18 protein-coding genes and 1 pseudogene are annotated in these 20559 nt (G+C 71.5%); 5 read left to right on the top strand and 14 right to left on the bottom strand.

The features are described from left to right. Positions 1-3 precede the first annotated feature (3 nt). The 4 genes from AC3EO4_RS01935 to AC3EO4_RS01920 are packed head-to-tail and all read left to right on the top strand — an operon-like array spanning position 4 to position 4801. The gene (locus AC3EO4_RS01935; protein WP_379579345.1) at positions 4-1776 is read left to right on the top strand and encodes an ABC transporter substrate-binding protein; all 1773 of its coding nucleotides are present in this window, start codon (positions 4-6) and stop codon (positions 1774-1776) included. Between the two features lie 54 nt (positions 1777-1830). Next, on the top strand, positions 1831-2811 hold the full coding sequence (locus AC3EO4_RS01930) for an ABC transporter permease (RefSeq protein ID WP_431893232.1): 981 nt from the start codon (positions 1831-1833) through the stop codon (positions 2809-2811). 11 nt (positions 2812-2822) lie between these two features. After that, positions 2823-3803, top strand: a complete 981-nt coding sequence (locus AC3EO4_RS01925; RefSeq protein WP_379579349.1) for an ABC transporter ATP-binding protein — start codon at positions 2823-2825, stop codon at positions 3801-3803. After that, on the top strand, positions 3800-4801 hold the full coding sequence (locus AC3EO4_RS01920; protein ID WP_379579351.1) for an ABC transporter ATP-binding protein: 1002 nt from the start codon (positions 3800-3802) through the stop codon (positions 4799-4801). The genes AC3EO4_RS01925 and AC3EO4_RS01920 overlap by 4 nt, the downstream gene beginning before the upstream one ends. Positions 4802-4923: 122 nt before the next feature. Here AC3EO4_RS01920 and rpe read toward each other — a convergent pair whose 3' ends face one another. Both rpe and AC3EO4_RS01910 read right to left on the bottom strand, forming a co-directional pair. Beyond that, on the bottom strand, positions 4924-5586 hold the full coding sequence (gene rpe, locus AC3EO4_RS01915) for a ribulose-phosphate 3-epimerase (protein WP_379579352.1): 663 nt from the start codon (positions 5584-5586) through the stop codon (positions 4924-4926). Positions 5587-5634: 48 nt separating this feature from the next. Next, on the bottom strand, positions 5635-6606 hold the full coding sequence (locus AC3EO4_RS01910) for a helix-turn-helix transcriptional regulator (RefSeq protein ID WP_431893228.1): 972 nt from the start codon (positions 6604-6606) through the stop codon (positions 5635-5637). Between the two features lie 95 nt (positions 6607-6701). Here AC3EO4_RS01910 and AC3EO4_RS01905 point away from each other — a divergent pair, with 95 nt between their 5' ends. Then, positions 6702-7118, top strand: a complete 417-nt coding sequence (locus tag AC3EO4_RS01905) for a VOC family protein (protein ID WP_379579356.1) — start codon at positions 6702-6704, stop codon at positions 7116-7118. Between the two features lie 5 nt (positions 7119-7123). On the opposite strand, the pseudogene AC3EO4_RS01900 reads toward AC3EO4_RS01905, so the two are convergent. The 12 genes and pseudogenes from AC3EO4_RS01900 to mihF form a co-directional block, all read right to left on the bottom strand. Then, positions 7124-8566 (bottom strand): annotated as a pseudogene (locus AC3EO4_RS01900) (RsmB/NOP family class I SAM-dependent RNA methyltransferase); the annotation flags it as partial. A 176-nt stretch (positions 8567-8742) separates the two neighbouring features. Next, a complete protein-coding gene (gene fmt, locus AC3EO4_RS01895; RefSeq protein ID WP_379579360.1) occupies positions 8743-9675 on the bottom strand; it encodes a methionyl-tRNA formyltransferase in 933 nt (310 codons plus the stop codon). A 2-nt stretch (positions 9676-9677) separates the two neighbouring features. After that, a complete protein-coding gene (gene def / locus AC3EO4_RS01890) occupies positions 9678-10226 on the bottom strand; it encodes a peptide deformylase (protein WP_183658990.1) in 549 nt (182 codons plus the stop codon). A 194-nt stretch (positions 10227-10420) separates the two neighbouring features. Then, positions 10421-11740: a hypothetical protein gene (locus AC3EO4_RS01885; protein ID WP_431893223.1), complete on the bottom strand. Its 1320-nt coding sequence runs from the start codon at positions 11738-11740 to the stop codon at positions 10421-10423. Between the two features lie 23 nt (positions 11741-11763). Continuing rightward, complete coding sequence (locus AC3EO4_RS01880) at positions 11764-13362, bottom strand: hypothetical protein (RefSeq protein ID WP_431893221.1); 1599 nt, start codon at positions 13360-13362, stop codon at positions 11764-11766. 49 nt (positions 13363-13411) lie between these two features. Next, complete coding sequence (locus tag AC3EO4_RS01875; protein ID WP_379579365.1) at positions 13412-15472, bottom strand: primosomal protein N'; 2061 nt, start codon at positions 15470-15472, stop codon at positions 13412-13414. A gap of 118 nt (positions 15473-15590) precedes the next feature. Continuing rightward, positions 15591-16778 (bottom strand): methionine adenosyltransferase, encoded by a 1188-nt coding sequence (metK, locus tag AC3EO4_RS01870; protein ID WP_379579367.1) that lies wholly within the window; start codon positions 16776-16778, stop codon positions 15591-15593. 129 nt (positions 16779-16907) lie between these two features. Further along, complete coding sequence (locus tag AC3EO4_RS01865; RefSeq protein WP_379579369.1) at positions 16908-17276, bottom strand: hypothetical protein; 369 nt, start codon at positions 17274-17276, stop codon at positions 16908-16910. 213 nt (positions 17277-17489) lie between these two features. Beyond that, positions 17490-18692 carry a bifunctional phosphopantothenoylcysteine decarboxylase/phosphopantothenate--cysteine ligase CoaBC gene (gene coaBC / locus AC3EO4_RS01860; protein ID WP_379579371.1) on the bottom strand — a complete coding sequence of 401 codons (1203 nt, stop codon included), beginning with the start codon at positions 18690-18692 and terminating at the stop codon, positions 17490-17492. A gap of 7 nt (positions 18693-18699) precedes the next feature. Next, positions 18700-18969 (bottom strand): DNA-directed RNA polymerase subunit omega, encoded by a 270-nt coding sequence (rpoZ, locus tag AC3EO4_RS01855; protein ID WP_358123574.1) that lies wholly within the window; start codon positions 18967-18969, stop codon positions 18700-18702. A gap of 24 nt (positions 18970-18993) precedes the next feature. Beyond that, on the bottom strand, positions 18994-19530 hold the full coding sequence (gene gmk, locus AC3EO4_RS01850; protein ID WP_379579373.1) for a guanylate kinase: 537 nt from the start codon (positions 19528-19530) through the stop codon (positions 18994-18996). Between the two features lie 139 nt (positions 19531-19669). Beyond that, positions 19670-19993, bottom strand: coding sequence for an integration host factor, actinobacterial type (gene mihF, locus AC3EO4_RS01845; protein ID WP_183658973.1), 324 nt, complete (start codon positions 19991-19993; stop codon positions 19670-19672). Between the last annotated feature and the right edge of the window lie 566 nt (positions 19994-20559).

Below are 20559 nucleotides of genomic sequence, written 5' to 3'. Positions count from 1 at the left end.
GACATGTCCGTCCGCACGGCCATCGCCGTACTCGCCGCCGCGGCCCTGGCGCTCACCGGCGCCTGCGCGCCGGGCAACCAGGGCGCTCCCCCACCGGGGACGAGCCAGCAGACGGCGCCCCCGGCCGCCGCCTACACCCCGCCGACGATCTCGGTCGGGACCGCGGACGACTCCAAGGGCCCTGCCATCGAGCCCGAAGGCGTCGTCAAGGGCGGCACCGTCACAATGATCGACAGGGACGACTTCTCCCATCTCGACCCCGCCCAGATCTACGTCAACACCGAGGCCAACTTCGGCCTGCTCATCCATCGCGGACTGACCGGCTACAAGCGGGTGGCCAAGGGCGACTACAAGCTCGTCGGCGACCTGGCCACCGACGCGGGCACCGCCTCCGACGGCGGCAGGACCTGGACCTTCACCCTGAAGGACGGCGTGAAGTGGCAGGACGGCGCGCCGATCACCTCGGCGGACGTGAAGTGGACGATCGAGCGGATGTTCGCCCCCTTCATCACCCAGGGGCCGACCTACATCCAGCAGTGGCTGACCCAGGTGGACCACCGCGCGGCCTACGAGGGGCCCTACGGCGGCAAGGAGCTCGACGCCATCGAGACGCCCGACGACAAGACGGTCGTCTTCAAGTTCACGTCACCGCACGCCGACGCCAACTACGCCTTCGCCATGGCCGGGTACGGCATCGTGCCCAAGGCCAAGGACACCAAGGAGCAGTACGACAAGGAGCCCGTGGCGAGCGGGCCGTACATCATCAAGTCCCACGTCGTCGACAAGTCCTACGAGCTGGCCCGCAACCCCCAGTGGGATCCCGCCACCGACCCGATCAGGGGCGCCTACCCCGACGGGTGGAAGCTGGAGTTCGGCCAGGAGCCGTTGCAGATCACCGACCGGCTGGTCGCCGACGCGGGGGCCGACCAGCAGGCGTTCACCTTCTACGCGATCACCCCGCCCGAGCGCCTGCAGCAGGTGCTGGGCGACCAGAGCCTGGCCTCGAGGCGGATGATCAGCCCGTCGCCCTACGGCAACTACTACTACTTCAACCTCGACAGGGTGAAGGACGTCAAGATCCGGCAGGCGATCAACCACGCGTGGCCGGCCAGGCAGATCCAGCAGATCGAGGGAGGGCCGCAGGCGGCGGCACTGCCGACGACGATCCTCAACGAGAACACCACGGTCGGCTACCAGTCCTATGACGTGTTCGGCAAGGGCGCCAAGCCCGAGGGTGACATCGAGAAGGCCAAGCAGTTGCTGGCCGAGTCGAGCGATCCCACGCCGACCATCGTCTACGCCTACAACCAGACCCCCCTGCAGGAGCGGGTGACGGTCGCGATCAAGAACGCGCTGGAGAAGGCGGGCATCAAGGTCGTCACCAAGCCCATGGACCGCAAGACCTACTACGACTCCATCGGCCTGGTGAAGAACGACTTCGACCTGTACTGGGGAGGCTGGGGCGCCGACTGGGCCTCGGGCTCGACGGTCCTGCCCGTCATCTTCGGCCCCGTCGCCGACGGCGCGCCGAACTACTCCCACCTGAACGATCCGGCGCTCAAGACCGAGATGAAGAAGATCTCCGATATGCCCGACATCGACGCCCAGAACGCCGCGTGGATGGCCCTCGACAAGAAGATCCAGGAGACGATCACGCCGCTGGTCGTCGCCGAGAACCGCATAGCGACGATGCTGCACGGCTCCAAGGTCGGCGGCGCGGAGATCGACCCGCAGCAGTGGATCGTCTCTCCCAACACCATCTTCGTGAAGCCGTAGCGCCACGCCCCGGGCGCTCCCGCGCCCGGGGCCCGCCCGCCGCAGGAGATCCCCGTGCTCCGATTCCTCGTCCGCCGCTCCATCACGACCCTGGTCACGCTGGTGATCATCTCGGCGGTGACGTTCTTCCTGTTCTTCGCCCTGCCCTCCGACCCCGCGAGCCTGGCCTGCGGCAAGGTCTGCCCGCCCGAACTGCTCGCGCTCGCCAGGCACAACCTCGGCCTGGACCAGCCGATCGTGGTGCAGTTCGTCACCTGGCTCGGCGGCGTCTTCGCCGGGCGCGACTTCCCCGGGCTCGGCCACTGTCCCGCCCCGTGCCTCGGCTACTCCTTCGTCAACCGCGCCCCGGTGTTCGAGACGATCATCGATCGGCTGCCCGTCACGATCTCGCTGACGGTCGGCGCGGCGGCGATCTTCCTGACCTTCGGCGTCGGCACCGGCATCCTCGCCGCGCTGCGTCACGGCCGGCCCCTCGACAAGATCGCCAGTGTGGCCTCGCTGATCGGCGCCTCGGTGCAGATCTACTTCATCGGCACGCTCGCCCTGTATTTCCTGGTCTACCAGGGCAAGCTGCTTCCCGTCCCGAGCTACACCCCGATCACCCAGAACCCGCTGGCATGGGCGCAGGGACTGCTGCTGCCCTGGGTGGTGCTGGCGATCATCTTCACCGCCAACTACACGCGGATGACCCGCTCGACGATGGTGGAGAACCTGGGCGAGGACTTCGTCCGTACGGCCCGCGCCAAGGGCATGCCGGGCCGTACGGTCGTCCTGCGCTTCGCGCTGCGCGGCACGCTCATCCCTGTCGTCACCATCTTCGGCGTCGACCTCGGCACGCTCATCGGCGGTGCGATCATCACCGAGACCACGTTCGGCCTGCAGGGCATCGGCCGCCTGTCGGTCCGCGCCGTCACCTACTCCGACCTGCCGATGCTGATGGCCACCGTGCTGGTCGCCGCGGGCGCGATCGTGGTCATGAACGCCGTGGTCGACGCCCTCTACGCCGTCATCGACCCGAGGGTGAGGCTGACCTAGTGTTCCTCCACGTGCGCGATCTCACCGTGGACTTCCACACCGAGGACGGCGTCGTCCACGCCGTCGACGGCCTGTCCTTCGACGTGGAGCGGGGCACCACGCTGGGCGTCGTCGGCGAGTCCGGCTCGGGCAAGTCGGTGACGAACCTGGCCGTGCTCGGCCTGCACGACCCGCAGACCTCGCGTGTCTCCGGCCGGATCGTCTTCCAGGGCCGCGACCTGCTGGGCGCGCCCCGCTCGACGATGGAACGGCTGCGCGGCAACGAGATCGCCATGATCTTCCAGGACCCGCTGACGTCGCTCTCGCCGTACCACACGGTGGGGGCGCAGATCGCCGAGGTCTACCGCAGGCACAGGGGCGCCTCCAGGTCCGCCGCCTGGGAGCGGGCCGTCGAGATGCTCGACCGGGTCGGCATCCCGCAGCCGAGGACCCGGGCGCGGGAGTTCCCGCACCAGTTCTCCGGCGGCATGCGGCAGCGTGCGACGATCGCCATGGCGCTGGTCTGCGATCCGGCGCTGCTCATCGCCGACGAGCCGACCACCGCGCTGGACGTGACCGTGCAGGCGCAGATCCTCGACCTGCTGCGCGACCTGCAGGAGCAGACCGGCAGCGCCATCATCCTCATCACCCACGACCTGGGCGTGGTGGCGAGCACCGCTCATCACGTGCTGGTGATGTACGCGGGCAGGGCCATCGAGCGCGGCACGGTCCGCGAGGTTCTGCACGACCCCCGCCACCCCTACACCTGGGGTCTGCTCGGGTCGATGCCGAGCCTGCGCCGCCCGGTGACCGAGGAACTCGTGCCGGTGCGCGGCACGCCGCCCAGCCTGATCAACGTGCCACCGGGCTGTCCCTTCCACCCCCGCTGCGACTTCGCCCCGCTGGCCGGACCGCGGGTGTGCTCGGGCGAACGGCCTGAGCTCTCCCCGCCCCGCGGGCACAGCGACGCCTGCTACCTCACCTCGAAGCAGAAGCAGGAGGTCCGCCCATGACGCTGCTGGAGCTGTCGGGGCTGCGCAAGCACTTCCCCGTCAAGGGCGGCTTCCTGGTCAGGCGGCAGGTCGGCCAGGTGCACGCGGTGGACGGCATCGACCTGTCGATCCAGGCGGGGCAGACGCTCGGCCTGGTCGGCGAGTCGGGGTGCGGCAAGTCGACCGCGGGACGGCTGGCGGCCAGGCTGCTGGAGCCGACGGACGGCCGGGTCGTCTACGACGGCCGCGACATCAGCCACGCGGGACGGCGTGCGCTGAAACCAATCAGGCCGGACATTCAGATGATCTTCCAGGATCCGTACGCGTCGCTCAACCCCAGGCACACGGTCGGCTCGATCGTGCGCGGCCCCATGGACATCAACGATCTCCACTCGCCGGGCACGCGGGACGCCAAGGTCCGCGAACTGCTGGAGACCGTCGGGCTCAACCCCGAGCACGTCAACAGGTTCCCGCACGAGTTCTCCGGCGGCCAGCGGCAGCGGATCGGCATCGCCCGCGCGCTGGCGCTGGAGCCTCGGCTGATCGTCGCGGACGAGCCGGTCTCGGCGCTGGACGTCTCCATCCAGGCCCAGGTCGTCAACCTGCTGCGGCGGTTGCAGCGGGAACTGGGGATCGCGTTCCTGTTCATCGCGCACGATCTTGCGGTGGTGCGGCACTTCTCGCAGCGGGTGGCGGTGATGTACCTCGGCAAGATCGTGGAGATCGCGGACAGGACGTCGCTCTACGAGCGGCCACGCCACCCCTACACCCACGCCCTGCTGTCGGCGGTGCCCGAGGTGGAGGTGGACGGCGCCCCGAGGGAGCGGATCCGGTTGCGGGGCGACGTCCCCTCGCCGATCGACCCGCCGTCAGGGTGCCGGTTCAGGACCCGCTGCTGGAAGGCTCAGCCCACGTGCGCGGTCGAGGAACCGCCGCTGGTCCGGCTGCCCGGCAACGGCGAGGGCCACCTCACCGCCTGCCACTTCCCCGAACCGCCGCCCGGCAGTCCGGCCGCCTGAGGAGCCCGCGCCCATGCGGGGCCACTCCCCGGCCGCCCCGCCCGGGCCCGGCGCCGGACGGACGGCAGGACGGGAGAGCGTGAACCGCTCCCGCCGCCCTCCGACGCCCCGGGAGCCTGGCGTCAGCCGGTGTGGGGGGTGGCCAGTTCCCTGAGCCTGTCGATCGCCGAGGCGGGGTCGGCCGCGCCGTAGACGGCGCTGCCGGCCACGAACACGTCGGCGCCCGCCTCGGCACAGCGCTCGATCGTGTCGGCCGTGACGCCGCCGTCGACCTGCAGCCAGATCTGGCCGCCGTGCCGCTCGACCAGCGAGCGCGCCCTGCGGATCTTCGGCAGCACCATGTCGAGGAACTTCTGCCCGCCGAACCCCGGCTCGACCGTCATCAGCAGCAGCATGTCGATCTCGCCGAGCAGGTCCGCGTACGGCTCGACGTCCGTCGCGGGGTTGAGCGCGAACCCGGCGCGGGCTCCCGCGGAGCGGATCTGGCGCAGCGTGCGCACCGGCGCCTTGGCCGCCTCGGCGTGGATGGTGACGCTTCCCGCGCCCGCCTCGGCGTAGGCGGGCGCCCACCTGTCCGGGTCGGTGATCATCAGGTGGCAGTCGATCGGCGTCGAGGTGGCCTTGAGCAGGGCCTCGACGACGGGCAGACCGAGGGTGAGATTCGGCACGAAGTGGTTGTCCATGACGTCCACGTGCAGCCAGTCGGCGTTGGGCACGCGGGCGGCCTCGTCGGCGAGACGGGCGAAGTCCGCGGACAGGATGCTGGGAGAGATCTGAGCGGCCATGATGGCCCCGAGTGTAGTGAACGCCTGCCGCCGAGCCCGCACCCGGCTTCAGTGAACACCCTGCCCCCCGGTCTCCGGCGGGCCGTGCAGCTTTACCAGCTCGGCGCCGAGCCTGGCGAGCTCGGCGCGCACCGGAGGCGAGTCCACGACCTCGACGAGCGCGCCCCAGCCCGCGAGGTACTGGGCGATCATGAGCGGGGTCGGCGCGGCGACCCTGACGCGCGCCCGCCCGTCGTCGAGCGTCGCCACCACGTCGCAGTGCCGTCCGAACTGGTCACGCAGGACGGGCACGAAACGCGCCTGGATGAGCACGGTGGCCGACAGCTGCGAGCGGTGCTGCTCCACCTCGTCGACCACCCGCCCCCACGCCTGCGACAGGTCGAAGTCGGCGGGCCGCCCGGCCGGCAGGTCGGTCACGTCGGCCGCGATGATCCTGTCGACCCTGAAGGTGCGCTGTCCGTCGTCGGTGCCCGCCACCAGGTACCAGATGTCGTCCTTGTCGACCAGGCCCCACGGGTCGACGAGTCGTTCGGTGCGTCCCTTGCCTCTGCCGGTGTAGGACAGGCGGACCTTCAGCCTGCGGACGGTGGCGTTCTGCAGGATGTCCACCAGCTCGGGCCGCCGCCGGCCGTGCTCGCCCCATCGGGCGGGGTCGATCACGACGGCGCTCGCCGCGGCCTCGGCCTCGGCCCTGAACGTCTGTGGCAGCGCTCGCACGAGCTTGCGCAGCGCCGATTTGACCTCGGGGGCGATGGCCGCCGCCGGTCCGACGAGCAGGAACAGCGCCTGGGCCTCGGGCGCGGTCAGCCCGCTGAGGTCGGTGCGGGCCCCGCCGAGCAGCGACCAGCCGCCGCCCCTGCCCGGCTGCGGGTAGACGGGGATGCCCGCAGCCGACAACGCTTCCAGGTCACGCCTGGCGGTGGCCACGGAGACTTCGAGCTCCTCGGCCAGCTCGGTGGCGGTGATCCTGCCCCGCGACTGCATCAGCAGCAGGGCGGCCACCAGACGGTCGGCTCGCATGAACCACAGTCTCGCAAAAGAAAGTGCTCATTTGATGAGCACTTTGAGGAGAAGAATGAAGATTGTCACTCACCGAGAACACGAAGGAGCCACCCATGCTGCGAGGCCTCACCACCACCAGCTTCTGGGCCGACGACATGCGGGCCGCCACGCGGTGGTACGCCGAGGTGTTCGGCATCGAGCCCTACTTCGAGCGGTCGGGCCCCGACGGCAACCTCGCCTACGTCGAGTTCCGCGTCGGCGACTACCAGCACGAGTTCGGCCTGATCCACAGCGGCTACGCCCCCGAGGGCGCCCCCGGGGAGCCGGGCGGCGCGGTCGTCTACTGGCACGTCGACGACGTCCACGCGGCCATGGAGAAGCTGCTCTCCATGGGCGCGAAGGAGTATCAGCCGGTGGTCACAAGAGGGCCGGGGTTCGTCACGGCGTCGGTCGTCGACCCGTTCGGCAACGTCCTCGGCCTCATGTACAACCAGCACTACCTGTCGGTGCTGAGCTCGATGCAGAAGTAGCGGGATCAGGCCCGCCTGCGCAGCAGGGCCAGGAACATGGCGTCGGTGCCGTGACGGTGCGGCCAGAACTGCGCGTGCGGGCCTTCCCCGAGCCCGTCGATCCCCGGCAGGAAGGCGCGGGCGTCGAGCTGCTCGACGTCGTCGCGGCGCCTGAGCACGTCCGCCACCACCACCTGGGTCTCGGCCAGATGCGGCGAGCAGGTGACGTAGGCGGCGACTCCACCGGGCCGGAGCGAATCCAGAGCGGTCCCGAGCAGGTGGCGCTGCAGCGCGCCCAGCTCGGCCACGCTCGCCGGGTCGCGCCGCCACCTGGCCTCGGGACGGCGGCGCAGCGCGCCGAGCCCCGTGCAGGGCGCGTCGAGCATCACACGGTCGAAGGAGCCGGGCCGCCAGGCGGGCTCGGTGCCGTCGGCGGTGATCACCGCGGCCTGCCTGGTGGTCTGCCAGACCAGGCGGGCCCTGTGGTACTGCACGTCGGCGGCCAGCATCCTGGCCCCGCCTGCGAACGCGAACGCCGCCTCCCCGCTCTTGCCCGCCGCGAGGTCGCCGTGCGTGGCGATCGCGTCGAGCAGGCCCGCCTTGCCGCCAGGGCCCGCGCACATGTCGAGCCACCGGTCGTCGGGCCCGTCGACGGGCACCCTGGTGAGCGCGAGCGCGACGAGCTGGCTCGCCTCGTCCTGTACGGCGGCGCGGGTCTCGGCCACCGCGAGGATCTGCCCGGGGTCACCCTCCGGCAGGTACGCCGCGTAGGGCGAGTAGCGGCCTGGCTCGGCGCCCGCCTCCTCGAGCTCCTCGACGGAGCTGCGCCCCGGCCTGGCCACGAGCGTCACCACGGGCCTGGCGTTGTCGGCGGCCAGGAGGTCGGCCGTCTCCTCTGCGTCACGACCGAGCGCGTCGCGGAAAGCGCTGACGATCCAGCGGGGGTGGCTGTGGGCGATCGCCAGGTGGCCGACGAGGTCGCTGCCGGCGGGAGGCGCGACGATCGCGATCCACTCGTCGAGCGTCCTGGAGGCGATCTTGCGGAGGACGGCGTTGGCGAAGCGGGAGGCGCCGGTGCCGATGCGCAGCCGTACCAGGTCGACGGTGGTGCCGACGGCGGCGTGCGGGGGAACGCGCATCTTGAGCAGCTGGTGGGCGCCCAGGCGCAGCGCGTCGAGGACGGCGGGGTCGGGCTCCCGGTCGCCGCACATCGCGATGATCGCGTCGTAGCCGCCGAGGCCGCGCAGCGTGCCGTAGGCCAGCTCGGTCGCCAGAGCCGCGTCCCTGCCCTTCAGCCCTCGCTCGCGCAGCAGGCGCGGCATGAGCAGGTTGGCGTAGGCGTCGCGCTCGTCGACCGCTCTCAGCAGGTCGTAGGCGGCGTTGCGCGCCTCGTCACGCGCGGGCTTCCTGGCCCGGCCACCAGGGGAAGGCCGCCCGCCCGAAGAGCCGCGGCCGCCTGACGCCCCACGGCCGCCCGAGGAACCTCTGCCACCCCAGGAACCTCCTGAAGAGCCGCCCGAGGAGCCCCCGGAGCCACGGTCTTGCGACGACCCCCGCCCGCCCGAAGAGCCGCCCGAAGAACCCCGGCCGCCCGAGAAGCCCCCGCGGCGCGAGCCGCCGCCTGAGGACGCGCCCCGCCCGGCCATCAGAGCAGCCGATCCGCCGGCGTGACGCGCACGCCGCGCGCCCACTCGCCGGCCGTCATGAGCCGCTTGCCCTGCGGCTGCACCTCGCCCAGCTCCACCGGGTGGGTGCCGGTGCCGACCAGCACGCTGTTCTTGCCCGCCACCACGAGCTCGCCTGGCGCCAGCCGCTCGGCCTCGGCCGCGAGCCGTACCGGGCCGAGTTTGATCCGGTGCTCGCGGAAGGTCGTCCACGGGCCGGGGTTGGGCGTGCAGGCCCGCACCAGCCTGTCCACGCGCATCGCGGGCGCGCTCCAGTCGATCCTGGCGTCGTCCACGGTGAGCTTCGGCGCGACCGACACCCCGTCGAGCGGCTGGGGCCGCGCTTCGAGCGTGCCGTCCTCGATCCCGTCGAGGGTGGCCGCCAGCAGCCCCGCCCCCGACTCGGCCAGCCTGGCGAGCAGTTCGCCGCTGGTGTCGGTGCCCTTGATCTCCTCGGTGACCACCCCGTACACGGGGCCCGCGTCGAGCTCCTTCACGATCTGGAAGGTGGCCGCACCGGTGATCTCGTCGCCGTGCAGGACGGCGTGCTGCACGGGCGCCGCCCCCCGCCACGCGGGCAGCAGCGAGAAGTGCAGGTTGACCCAGCCGTGGTGCGGGATGTCGAGCGCGGCCTGCGGCAGCAACGCCCCGTAGGCGACGACGGGGCAGCAGTCGGGCGCCAGTTCGTTCAGCCGGTCGAGGAACGCGGGGTCGCTCACCTTGGCGGGCCGCAGCACCTCGATGCCCTCGGCGGCGGCCAGGTCGGCCACGGGGCTCGGGTGCAGCGCGCGGCCTCGGCCCGCGCGGGCGTCCGGGCGCGTGACCACGGCCACCACCTCGTGGCGCGGCGAGTCGATCAGGGCGCGCAGCGAGGGCAGCGCGGTCTCGGGGGTGCCAGCGAAGACCAGGCGCATCGTCAGAGGGCCCTCCCGCCCGTGGCGTGGGGTGAGAACTTGACGGTGGGGGCCGACAGCCCGCTCCACTCGGCCTCGCGGATGGCCTTCATCGCCAGCTTGCGCTGCTTGGGGTCCATCCTGTCGATGAACAGGATGCCGTCGAGGTGGTCGGTCTCGTGCTGGAAGCACCTGGCCATCAGGTCGGTGCCTTCGAGCACGACGGGCTCGCCGTGCATGTTGAATCCCTTGGCGACCGCGCGGATGGCGCGCGGCGTCGGGAACGACAGCCCGGGGAAGGACAGGCAGCCCTCCTCGCCCTCCTCGTCGAGGTCGGCCGACAGGTCGAGGTCCGGGTTGATCAGGTGTCCGAGCTGGTCGTCGACGTAGTAGGTGAACACGCGCAGGCCGACGCCGATCTGCGGGGCGGCAAGACCCGCCCCCGGCGCGTCCATCATCGTGTCGGTGAGGTCCTTGACCAGCTTGCGCAGCTCCTTGTCGAAGTCGACGACCGGGGCCGCCGGGGTGCGCAGCACCGGGTCACCGAACAGCCGGATCGACTGAATGGACAAGGGGTACTCCGTTTCGCATCGATGGGATCACCCCAGTTTACTGGGGAGAAACGCCAACCCTCCCCGGAGAACCCCCGGCCACCCTCTCGCAGGCCGGACGCCCACAGGGGCGCGGACCCCGGTCGCAGGCGGGACGCCGCACGGGGGCGGGCCTGGGGCTCCTGGCGGGTTGCCCACATGCCGGCGGCCGTCGCCTAGCCTGGCTCGTCGCCGGTCGACATCGCCCTCGCCGACCGGGCCTTCATCGCCGCCTTCCTGGCCGCCTTGGCCACCGCCTGGTCGCCGTGGTGGTCGGCCAGCAGGTCGAGCACGGCGATCGTGTCGGGGTGGTCGACCGTGGCCATCTCGCCGACCAGGCGTACCAGCTCCTCGCCTGCCTCCAGCACGTCGAAGGAGCCCATCGCGCCCGGCGCGTCGGCGAAGTAGAGCAGCGCGGCAAGGGAGTCGATCGCGATCCAGGTGTGGTCGCCGGGGTTGAGCGGGGGCGCGGCCAGGTCGCGGATGTGCAGCCACGAGGCGGCGTAGCGCCACATGAGCGGCTCGTCGAGGGCCTTGCGGACGGGCAGCTCGGCCTCGGGACCGAGCTCCTCCAGGATGGTGCCGACCGCGCCGCGCTGGCCCGCCGTTCCTGACGCGGCGACCTGGACCAGCTCGTGGGCGGCAGACTCCGGCGAGCGGCGCTCCAGCCAGTGGGCGACCACGCTCGGGGTGACCACACCGGTGATCATCGCCTCGACCAGCTCGGCCGCCGCGTAGTCGGAGTAGACCTCGACCTCGGCCGCCGTCGGCGCGTCGTGGCCCTCGCGCAGCAGGTCGCGGCGGACCGCCCACACCCCGAGCGGGGTGAGCCTGAAATGGCCCGTGGTGGTCTGCTCGACCAGCCCGCAGTACTCGAGCAGCGCCAGCGCGTCGAAGAGCTCGGCCGGCAGGGCCGCGGCCAGACGGCGAAGCTCCACCGCGCCGGGGTCGCATGCCACCTCATGGGACTGGAGGATGCCCTTGGCCAGGGTGGCGGCGGCCACGCCGGTGCGCACGGAGTAGATCGTGGCCAGCGTCTCGGCCAGGTGCTCGTCGACCACGGCGGACCCGCTGAGCCCCTCTTCGGCCCTGTCGAGGACGTCCATCACGACGCCGTCCCAGAACTCCAGCGTCGCCTCGACGGACAGCTGGTGCGGGAGCGGGCCGCGGCTCGCCGTCCCCCTCATGATCTGCAGCAGTTGGGTGTTGACCGCGACCACCCACAGCAGGCGCAGCCGCCCGGCCACCAGGCCGAGCTCGGCGACGGCCGCCTCGGCGTCGGCGGCGCGCAGCAGGCCGTGCTCGGTGACGGGGCGGGTGCCCGTCCACGCCGTCAGGCGCAGGGCGTCGGCGACCAGCGGCACTCCCGGCACGGCCCTGGCCAGGTCGGCGTCGGGCGCCAGCGCGACCGGCGGGAAGACCAGGCCTTCGACGTGCTTGTCCTCGATCGGAGGGGGCTTGCGCAGCTCGGTGAGGTCGAAGACGTTGTTTGCCACTCACGAAACTTACTGCACAGCCGTCACAGGGAGGTACCGATCGCACGGGAGCGGGCCTTGAAAGCGGCCTTCCTCGCGGCCTTGGCGAGGGTGCCGTCGGGGATGGAGCGCCCGAGCAGTTCGAGCACCTCGACCACGTCGGGGTGGTCGACCCGCCACATTTCCTCGATCACGTGGGCGGGCGGTCCCGAGGCCGCGATGTTCTCGGCGAAGATCTCGGGATCCTCCTCCGCGGCGGGCATGGCGAGGGCGAGCATGTCGACGCTCACCCACAGCAGCTCCTCCTGGGTGAGCGGAGGCGCGGGCAGTCCGCGGGCGGTCAGCCAGTGTATGGCGTGCGGGCGCAGCTCCTGGTCATCCAGGCAGGCCCTGACCGCGCTCTCGGCGGCGGAGTCGAGCCTGTCGACGATGGTGACCGCGATGCCGCGCGCCACCGCGGGCGCGCCCCCGGCGGCCGACAGCAGCTCGGCCGCGGCCTCCGCCGCGCTCCTGCGCTCCAGCCAGCGCTGGATGTCCTCCTCGGCCAGCTCGGTGGGGATGCCGGACAGCAGGCCCTCGATCAGGCCCATCGCGTCGGCCTCCGCGAGGTCCTCCGCCTCCGGCGCGTCGAGGCCGTGGGCGAGGTAGCGGCGGCGCATGCCGTAACAGGCGAGCGGGGTGAGCGTGACGGCGTCGTCGGCACGCCCCAGCAGCCCGCAGTGGGCCAGCCGGTCGAGAGCCGTCTCGACGTCGACGCCGCTGTATTCGGTGAGCTCCTGAAGGTACTCGGCGACCACGCTCACCGGGGCGGGCGTCTGCAGGCGGTAGAGCATGTCGAACAGGTCGTAGAGCTCCTCGTCGAGCTCGGCGGAGCCGGTGACCTGGCCGCCGGTGTCCTTCTCCAGCAGGAACTCCACCGTGCGCGCCCACGACTCCAGCGGATCGTCGGAGCCCAGCAGGCGACCCAGGTCCCACAGGAGCCCGGCGTACGGCAGGGGCGCGGCCGCGGCGTCCCTGGCCCGCAGCCGCCCCTTCGCGGTGGGCGTGGAGCCGCGCTCGGCCACCCACGCGCGCAGCCGCCGCGCGTCGGCCAGTATCGGCACGGCCTCGACGGCCGCCTCCAGCTCCGCCCTCGGCGCCAGCCGTACGGCGGGCAGCGGCGCGCACGCGGGGCAGTCGCACGGCGCCTCCCCCAGCTCGGGCAGCTCACCCGCGGGAATGGCGACCGCCTGTTCGAGCGACTCGGGCCCGATCGAGCTGAACAGGCTCTTGGCCATGCCGAAGTTGGCGGGGTCGGCCAGCGCGGTGGCCATCTCGGGCTCGATCCGCGCCAGGGTGGCGCGCATCTCCCGCGCGCCGTCCTCGGAGATCTCACCGAGGACGAGCAGGAAGTCGACGAGCGTGCGCGAGGCCGCGACGGTCTCCTGCGCGCTCTCCGGCGGCGCGATGACCTTACGCGGGTAGATCGACAGCAGCAGCTCGTCGAAGGTGGCGGGAGTGAACTCGCCGAGCTCGGTCACGTTGAGATAGTCGCTGGCGTAGTCGCAGAGCAGACGGATCTCGTCCGCGTCCACGTCGACTTCGTGCGCCCGACCCCAGGCGCGCAGATCGTCGATGGCTCGGTTCACCCATTCGATCGACACAGGGCGACGCTAACGGACGACTTACGCGCACGCGAATCGGGGAACGAGGCTATATCAGGTCGAGAGGGTCAACACTTACCCTCACGACATCCTGCGCCTTACGCGCCGCACGCACCCCCGTGGCCCCTTTCAACGCGATGGCCAACTGCGGCCCCAGCGATCGCGGCACGCGGATCATGGCGCGCTCCTGCTCGCCCTCGGCGCGCCGCGTGTCCACCGGCACGGGGCCGAGGACCTGCGCCTCCTGCGGCAGCCTCACCTCGCCGAGCATCTCCCTGACCGCCGAGGGCGCGCCGGTCAGGGTCGCCATGCGCACCGCAGGAGGGAACCCCAGCTCCCGCCGGTCGGCCAGCTCGCGCTCGGCGTGCGTGATCGGGTCCCAGCGCAGCAGCGCCTGGACGGCCGGCATCGCGGCATCGGCCAGCACCACCAGCTCCGCGGCCGGACGCAGCAGCGCGGCGGCGTTCATCCAGCGCCGGACGGCCTCCTCCCCTGCCCGCAGGTCGGCCCTGCCGAGCATCGCCCAGCCGTCGAGCAGCACCGCGGCCGTGTAGCCGCCCTCGGCGAAGGGCTCGGCGCCGGGCGTGGCCACCACGAGCGCGCGACCCGGCCCGACCGTGGCCAGCACGCCGTCGCGCCCCGAGGTCTTCACAGGCACCGAGGGAAAGGCGCGGCCCAGTTCCTCGGCGGTACGCCGGGCGCCCACCACGGACGCGCGGATCCTGCCGTCGCCGCACGAAGGACACCGCCAGTCGCCCGCGATCCGCCCGCACCATTTGCAGTACGGCGCCGCGTGCCCGCCGCGCAGCGCGAGCGGCCCGTGGCACAGCTGCTCACCGGTGATCGTCGCCCGGGTCGGCGGGTGCTCGCACCTGGCGGCCGCCCTGCACGTACGGCAGGCCAGCGAGGGAAGGTAGCCGCGCCTGGGCACCTGCACGAGCACGGGGCCCTCCTCCAGCCCCTGCTGCAGGGCCCGCCACGCGAGGCTGGGCAGCCTGGCCGCGCGGGCCGCCTGGTCCTTGGCCAGCTCGCCGTCCTCCCCCGCGGGCCTGACCCTCGGCGCGACCGCCCTGATGGCCTGCCTGTCCGCCACGATCGGTCTGGCCCACTTCGAGGCGATGAGCTGGGTGGCCTCCGCCGTACGGGAGTGGCCGCCGATGAGCATGCCCGCTCCCGCCCTGTGCGCGCGGAGGGCGAGCACCTCTCTGGCGTGCGGGTAGGGGGCGAGCCGTTCGGCGTGCAGGTCGTCGCCGTCGTCCCAGATGACGACGAGTCCGAGCTTCTCCACGGGCGCGAACATCGCCGCCCTCGTACCGACGACGGCCCTGACCTGGCCGCGCAGCGCGCGCAACCACCGGCGGTAGCGCTCGGCTGGACCGAGGTCGGCGGTGAGGGCGACGTGCCTGCCGGGGCCGAGCGCCTCGGACAGCGCCTGGTCGGCGAACGTGACGTCCCTGCCATCGGGGACGACGACCACGGCGCCCCTGCCGCCGTCCAGCGTCGCCCTGACGGCCTCGGCGACGGGGCGGGCCCAGCTCGTGTTGCCCGGCAGCGCGCCCCACACCGCCCTGGGCGACCTGCCGTTCTTCAGGGCGTCGAGGAAGGAGGCTCCCATCGGGTAGGCGTCCCATGCGCCGTCGCCGCCGCCCTCGCCCTCGGCGACGGGGTCGCGTTTCTCCGCCTCGACGCGGGCGTGCCTCGGGGGGACCGCCAGGCGCAGCACGTCGGCCAGCGTTCCTGCGTAGCGGTCGGCGACGGCGCGGGCCAGCCCGGCGATCTCGGGCGTCAGCACGGGCTCGGGCGACACGACCCGTTCGAGGGCCGTGAGCCGCCCCTCGTGCTCGCTGCCCGACACGCGCTCCAGTAGGAATCCGTCCACCAGCTTCCCCGCGAACCGCACGCGCACCCGCACGCCGGGCACGGCGTCGCCGTCCATGGCCTCGGGCACCAGATAGTCGAAGGGCCGGTCGAGATGCGGCAGCGGACTGTCGACGACGATCCTGGCCACGGGGAGCTCAGCGGCAGCCACAGGCGCGCCGAGGTCCCGCCTGGCCGACTCCGCGGGGCGCACGGCCTCAAGGGGCAGGAGGGCGTCGTCGGAGTCGGTCACAGACTACGTCTACCAGATGCGCGGCGCCCGCCGGACGGCTCCGGACGGCACGGGACCCGGCCATGCGACGACGATGCCGCACCCCTTCCGGAGTGCGGCATCGTCGTCAGGCGAGCGGTCAGAGACCGGCGGCTTCGCGCAGCGCGGGCGCGCGGTCGGTCGACTCCCACGAGAAGCCCTCACGGCCGAAGTGGCCGTAGGCGGCGGTCTCGGAGTAGATCGGGCGCAGCAGGTCGAGGTCGCGGATGATCGCGGCGGGACGCAGGTCGAACACCTTGGTCACGGCCTCCTGGATCTTCTCCACGGCCACCTTCTCGGTGCCGAAGGTCTCCACGAAGACACCCACGGGCTCGGCCTTGCCGATGGCGTAGGCGACCTGGACCTCGGCACGGTCGGCGAGACCCGCGGCGACGATGTTCTTGGCGACCCAGCGCATCGCGTAGGCGGCCGAGCGGTCGACCTTGGACGGGTCCTTGCCGGAGAAGGCGCCGCCGCCGTGGCGGGCCATGCCGCCGTAGGTGTCGACGATGATCTTGCGTCCGGTGAGGCCTGCGTCGCCCATCGGGCCGCCGATCTCGAACCTGCCGGTCGGGTTGACCAGCAGGCGGTAGCCCTCGATGTCGATGTCGATCCCGGCGAGGACGTGGTCGACCACGTGCTCCTTGATGTCGGGCGTCAGCATCTCCTTGAGGTCGATCTCCGCCGCGTGCTGGGTGGAGACGACGACGGTGTCGAGACGGACCGGCTTGTCGCCGTCGTACTCGATCGTGACCTGGGTCTTGCCGTCGGGACGCAGGTAGGGCACCAGGCCGGACTTGCGCACCTCGGAAAGGCGGCGGGCGAGCTTGTGCGCGAGCGTGATCGGCAGCGGCATCAGCTCGGGCGTCTCACGGCAGGCGTAGCCGAACATCAGGCCCTGGTCGCCGGCGCCCTGGCGGTCGAGCTCGTCGACGTCACCCTCGACGCGGTGCTCGTAGGCGTCGTCGACACCCTGGGCGATGTCGGGCGACTGGGCGCCGATGGAGGCCGACACACCGCAGGAGGCGCCGTCGAAGCCCTTGTGGGAGGCGTCGTAGCCGATCTCAAGGATCTTCTCGCGGATGACGCCGGCGATGTCGACGTAGGTCTCGGTCGTCACCTCGCCTGCGACGTGGACCTGGCCGGTAGTGATCAGCGTCTCGACGGCGACCCTGGACTTGGGGTCGTCCTTGAGCATGGCGTCGAGAATCGCGTCACTGATCTGGTCGGCGATCTTGTCCGGGTGGCCTTCGGTGACCGACTCGGAGGTGAACAGGCGACGTGACAACTCAGTGGCTCCTCATGCAGCGGCTGCTGACGGATGTACGGCTCGGGCGGTAGAGACACGCCAGGGCCATCGCCGAAGTGTAGCCCCACATGCCCGCGCCCCGCGAAACTGCTCCCATTCTGCCCCTTGTCAGAGGTGAGGGAGCGGATCGAGGGGCAGAGTGTCGGGCTCGAACACCTCGGCGTCGGCCGCGGCGACGACGGCGGCGTACTCCTCGTCGAACTCGAAGAACATCTCACCGAGCTGGATGACGGGGCTGGGCGCCATGGTGATCGGCCCGAGCCTCGTGGCGCGGGGGAAGGCGGCGTAGAGCGCGACAGGGCGGTCGCTCCTGAGCATCCTGGTGGCCAGGACGGAGACGGACCTGTCGGTGACGACGATCAGGAAGTTCGCGACGCCGGGCGGGCCGATCGACAGCGCGGGAAAGACATAGCGGATCTCCTCCCCCTGGCGCAGCAGAGCCCTGCAGCGATCCCTGACAGCCGACGTCACCGGCATCCCATCCCCCCTCGCCGACCCTCAGTATCCGCAGGCAGGCGGGGTGCCGCAACAGTTGATCAGGTAACGGGCCATGCCGGAACCCGGCCTTTCCCGACCGCCTGATCTCCCCTGTGAACCGGCCCGCTCGGGACGCGCAGGGGCCGGAGTGCCGCCACGGCGATCTCGGGCTCGCCGATCGGGCGGGCCGCGACCGTCACGGGCGGGCGGTGCTCAGGACAGGCGGGCGGCGACCAGGTCCCACACGGCGTCGGCGAGGTCCTCCTTGGGCCCGCGTGGCACCTCGACCTGGGATCCGTCCGCGGCCAGGATCGTCGCGGCGTTGTCGGGGGTGCCGAAGGCCAGCCCCTCCCCCACCTGGTTGACCACCAGCAGGTCGCATCCCTTGCGGGCGAGCTTGGCCTTGCCGTTGGCGAGCACGTCGTCGGTCTCGGCCGCGAAGCCCGCGATCACCGCAGGACGCGCGGGGGCGAAAGCGCCCGCGCGCCGCCGCTCGCCCAGCTCGGCGAGGATGTCGGGATTCTTGACCAGCTCGATCGGCTCCGGCTCGCCCGAGGTCTTCTTGATCTTCGAGTCGTGGCGCACGGCGGGCCTGAAGTCGGCCACGGCCGCCGCCATGACGACCGCGTCGGCGTCGGCGGCGGCCGACAGCACGGCGTCGCGCAGCTCCACCGCGGACTCGACCCTGATGACCTTGGCGCCCGCCGGGTCGCCGAGCGACACGTTGGCCGCCACGAGCGTCACCTCGGCGCCGCGCGCGACCGCCGTGCGGGCCAGGGCGTATCCCTGCAGCCCCGAGGAGCGGTTGCCGAGGTAGCGGACCGGGTCGAGAGCCTCGCGGGTGCCGCCCGCCGAGATGACGACCTTGCGTCCCGCAAGGTCGCGAGGGCGGCCCGCCATGACGCGGAGGCAGATCTCGAAGATCTCTTCGGGGTCCGGCAGCCGGCCTGGACCCGTGTCGGCGCCCGTGAGGCGGCCGACGGCGGGGTCGATGACGATGGATCCCCGCTCGCGGAGGGTGGCCACGTTGGCCCTGGTGGCCGCGTGCTCCCACATCTCGGTGTGCATCGCGGGCGCGAACACCACGGGACACCTGGCCGTGAGCAGCGTGTTGGTCAGCAGGTCGCCCGCCAGGCCGTGGGCGGCCCTGGCGAGGACGTCGGCCGTCGCGGGCGCGACCACGACGAGGTCGGCGCGCTGGCCGAGCCGTACGTGGGGCACCTCGTGCACGTCGTCCCACACGTCGGTGGCCACCGGGTGCCCTGACAGCGCCGCCCACGTGGGCTCGCCCACGAACCGCAGCGCGTCGCGGGTCGGAACGACCCGCACCTCGTGGCCCGACTCGGTGAACAGGCGCAGGAGCTCGCAGGCCTTGTAGGCGGCGATGCCCGCGCTGACGCCCAGGACGACCCTCATGGAAGGGTCAGACCGCGCCTTCGATGGGCTCGGCGTTGAGGAGACCGTCGGCGACCTCGCGGAGCGCGATGGACAGCGGCTTCTCCTGCGCGTGGGTCTCGACCAGGGGGCCGACGTACTCCAGCAGGCCCTCGCCGAGCTGGGAGTAGTAGGCGTTGATCTGGCGGGCGCGCTTGGCACCCATGATGACCAGGGAGTACTTGCTGTCGACGATGTCGAGCAGCGAGTCGATCGAGGGGTTGGTGATGCCCTCGGTCGTCGGGGCAATGCCTGCCACGTTGTCAGACCTCTCGTCGGAATGCTATGCGGTCATCAAGGCTATCAGCCTGTGGCATACGTCCTGGACGTTCGTGTTCACCAGCGTGGTATCGAACTCCTTCTCGGCCGCCATCTCGACGCGCCCGGCCTCGAGCCGGCGGGCGATGACGTCCTCGGGTTCGGTGCCGCGCCCGCGAAGGCGCTTCTCCAGCTCCTCCCACGACGGGGGGGCCAGGAAGACCAGCAGCGCCTCCGGCATGCTCTCGCGCACCTGCCTGGCGCCCTGGAGATCGATCTCCAGCACCGTGGGCACCCCGGCCGCGAGCTTGTCGAGCACGGCCTGCCTCGGCGTGCCGTACCTGTTGCCCGCGAACTCGGCCCACTCCAGCAGCTCGCCCGACTCGACGAGCCCGTCGAACTCGTCGTTGCCGGCGAAGAAGTACTCGACCCCGTGCGTCTCGCCGGGGCGGGGCTTCCTGGTGGTCACCGAGACCGACAGCCACACCTCGGGGTGTGCCCGCCGGAGCTCGGCGACGACCGTGGACTTGCCGACGCCTGACGGCCCTGACAGGACCGTCAACCGCCTGGTGGCACCGTGCTGGTGCGCGTTGCCACCAGGGGGAACGAAACCACCGCGATCCGTGCCTTCACCATCGGACCAGGACCTGTCGGTCACTTCGTTACCCCCGTCGAACCTGCGCTTTCGTGTGGTACCGAGGTTAGCCCTCGTTGCCACCGAACTCGCGCTCGAGGGCAGCCCTCTGGTTCGCGCCGAGACCCCGCACGCGGCGGGACTCGGCAATAGCGTGCCGCTCCATCAGCTGCTTGGCGCGGACCTTGCCCACGCCGGGGAGCGACTCCAACAGAGCCGACACCTTCATCTTGCCGATGACGTCGTCGGTCTGCCCATCCTTGAGCACCTCAGCCAGAGAAACCGCGCCGTGCTTGAGTCGGTTCTTGACCTCGGCACGCTCTTTACGGGCCTTGGCAGCCTTCTCAAGGGCTGCGGCGCGCTGCTCAGGGGTCAGGGGAGGAAGAGCCACGCCGGGTCACCTCGAATTTCTGTCGATGTACTCGGACGGGATGGGAAACTAGCTGGTCAAGGCGTCGTTAGCAACGTCAAGCGCCGTTTCTCTCACCATAAAATCCACTTCTTCACTCCGTGTGTTCGAATAACTACGCTGTGCCGATCAAAATGCCCTCACTTCGCGCTTCTCGCCATTCGTCAACCGGGTTGACAGGAATGCGATCATGATCACAGAAACTGGCCCGGGAGAGGCCTCGCAGGCCCGCGCGGGGAGGGGGTTTACGGACAGCCGAGGCTCGGATTCGGCGGCGGGACAGGGGTTTCGGACAACGCCGTCCGCTCCCGTGATCGCCCGCACGGCGCGTCAGGAACGGCCTGAGCGGCTCAGGACGCGCCGAAACGGCTGTGACGGACGCGTCATGAGTGGCTCGCGTGGCAGGCGGGCCCTTCGGGGCCTACGCGCCCTGAGGGCCACGCGGTGCGACGTCTCCAGGGCCCGCCCGAGTCCCGCTGGAGCACGCGCGAGGGACGGGCGGGCAGCGGTGATCAACAGGGGGCTTGACCCGGCGTGCCGTACCCAGA

The organism is Nonomuraea sp. bgisy101 (genome assembly GCF_057708945.1).
The sequence above is the reverse complement of the archived record's forward strand: the minus strand, read 5'-3'. Positions and strand labels throughout refer to the sequence as shown.

Bases quoted from the DNA above. Each gene is read 5' to 3' on its own strand.
- AC3EO4_RS01910 (WP_431893228.1), bottom strand. From the start codon at position 6,606: ATGCGAGCCGACCGTCTGGTGGCCGCCCTGCTGCTGATGCAGTCGCGG.
- AC3EO4_RS01935 (WP_379579345.1), top strand. From the start codon at position 4: ATGTCCGTCCGCACGGCCATCGCCGTACTCGCCGCCGCGGCCCTGGCG.
- AC3EO4_RS01905 (WP_379579356.1), top strand. From the start codon at position 6,702: ATGCTGCGAGGCCTCACCACCACCAGCTTCTGGGCCGACGACATGCGG.
- rpe (WP_379579352.1), bottom strand. From the start codon at position 5,586: ATGGCCGCTCAGATCTCTCCCAGCATCCTGTCCGCGGACTTCGCCCGT.
- AC3EO4_RS01865 (WP_379579369.1), bottom strand. From the start codon at position 17,276: ATGCCGGTGACGTCGGCTGTCAGGGATCGCTGCAGGGCTCTGCTGCGC.
- fmt (WP_379579360.1), bottom strand. From the start codon at position 9,675: ATGCGCCTGGTCTTCGCTGGCACCCCCGAGACCGCGCTGCCCTCGCTG.
- coaBC (WP_379579371.1), bottom strand. From the start codon at position 18,692: ATGAGGGTCGTCCTGGGCGTCAGCGCGGGCATCGCCGCCTACAAGGCC.
- AC3EO4_RS01920 (WP_379579351.1), top strand. From the start codon at position 3,800: ATGACGCTGCTGGAGCTGTCGGGGCTGCGCAAGCACTTCCCCGTCAAG.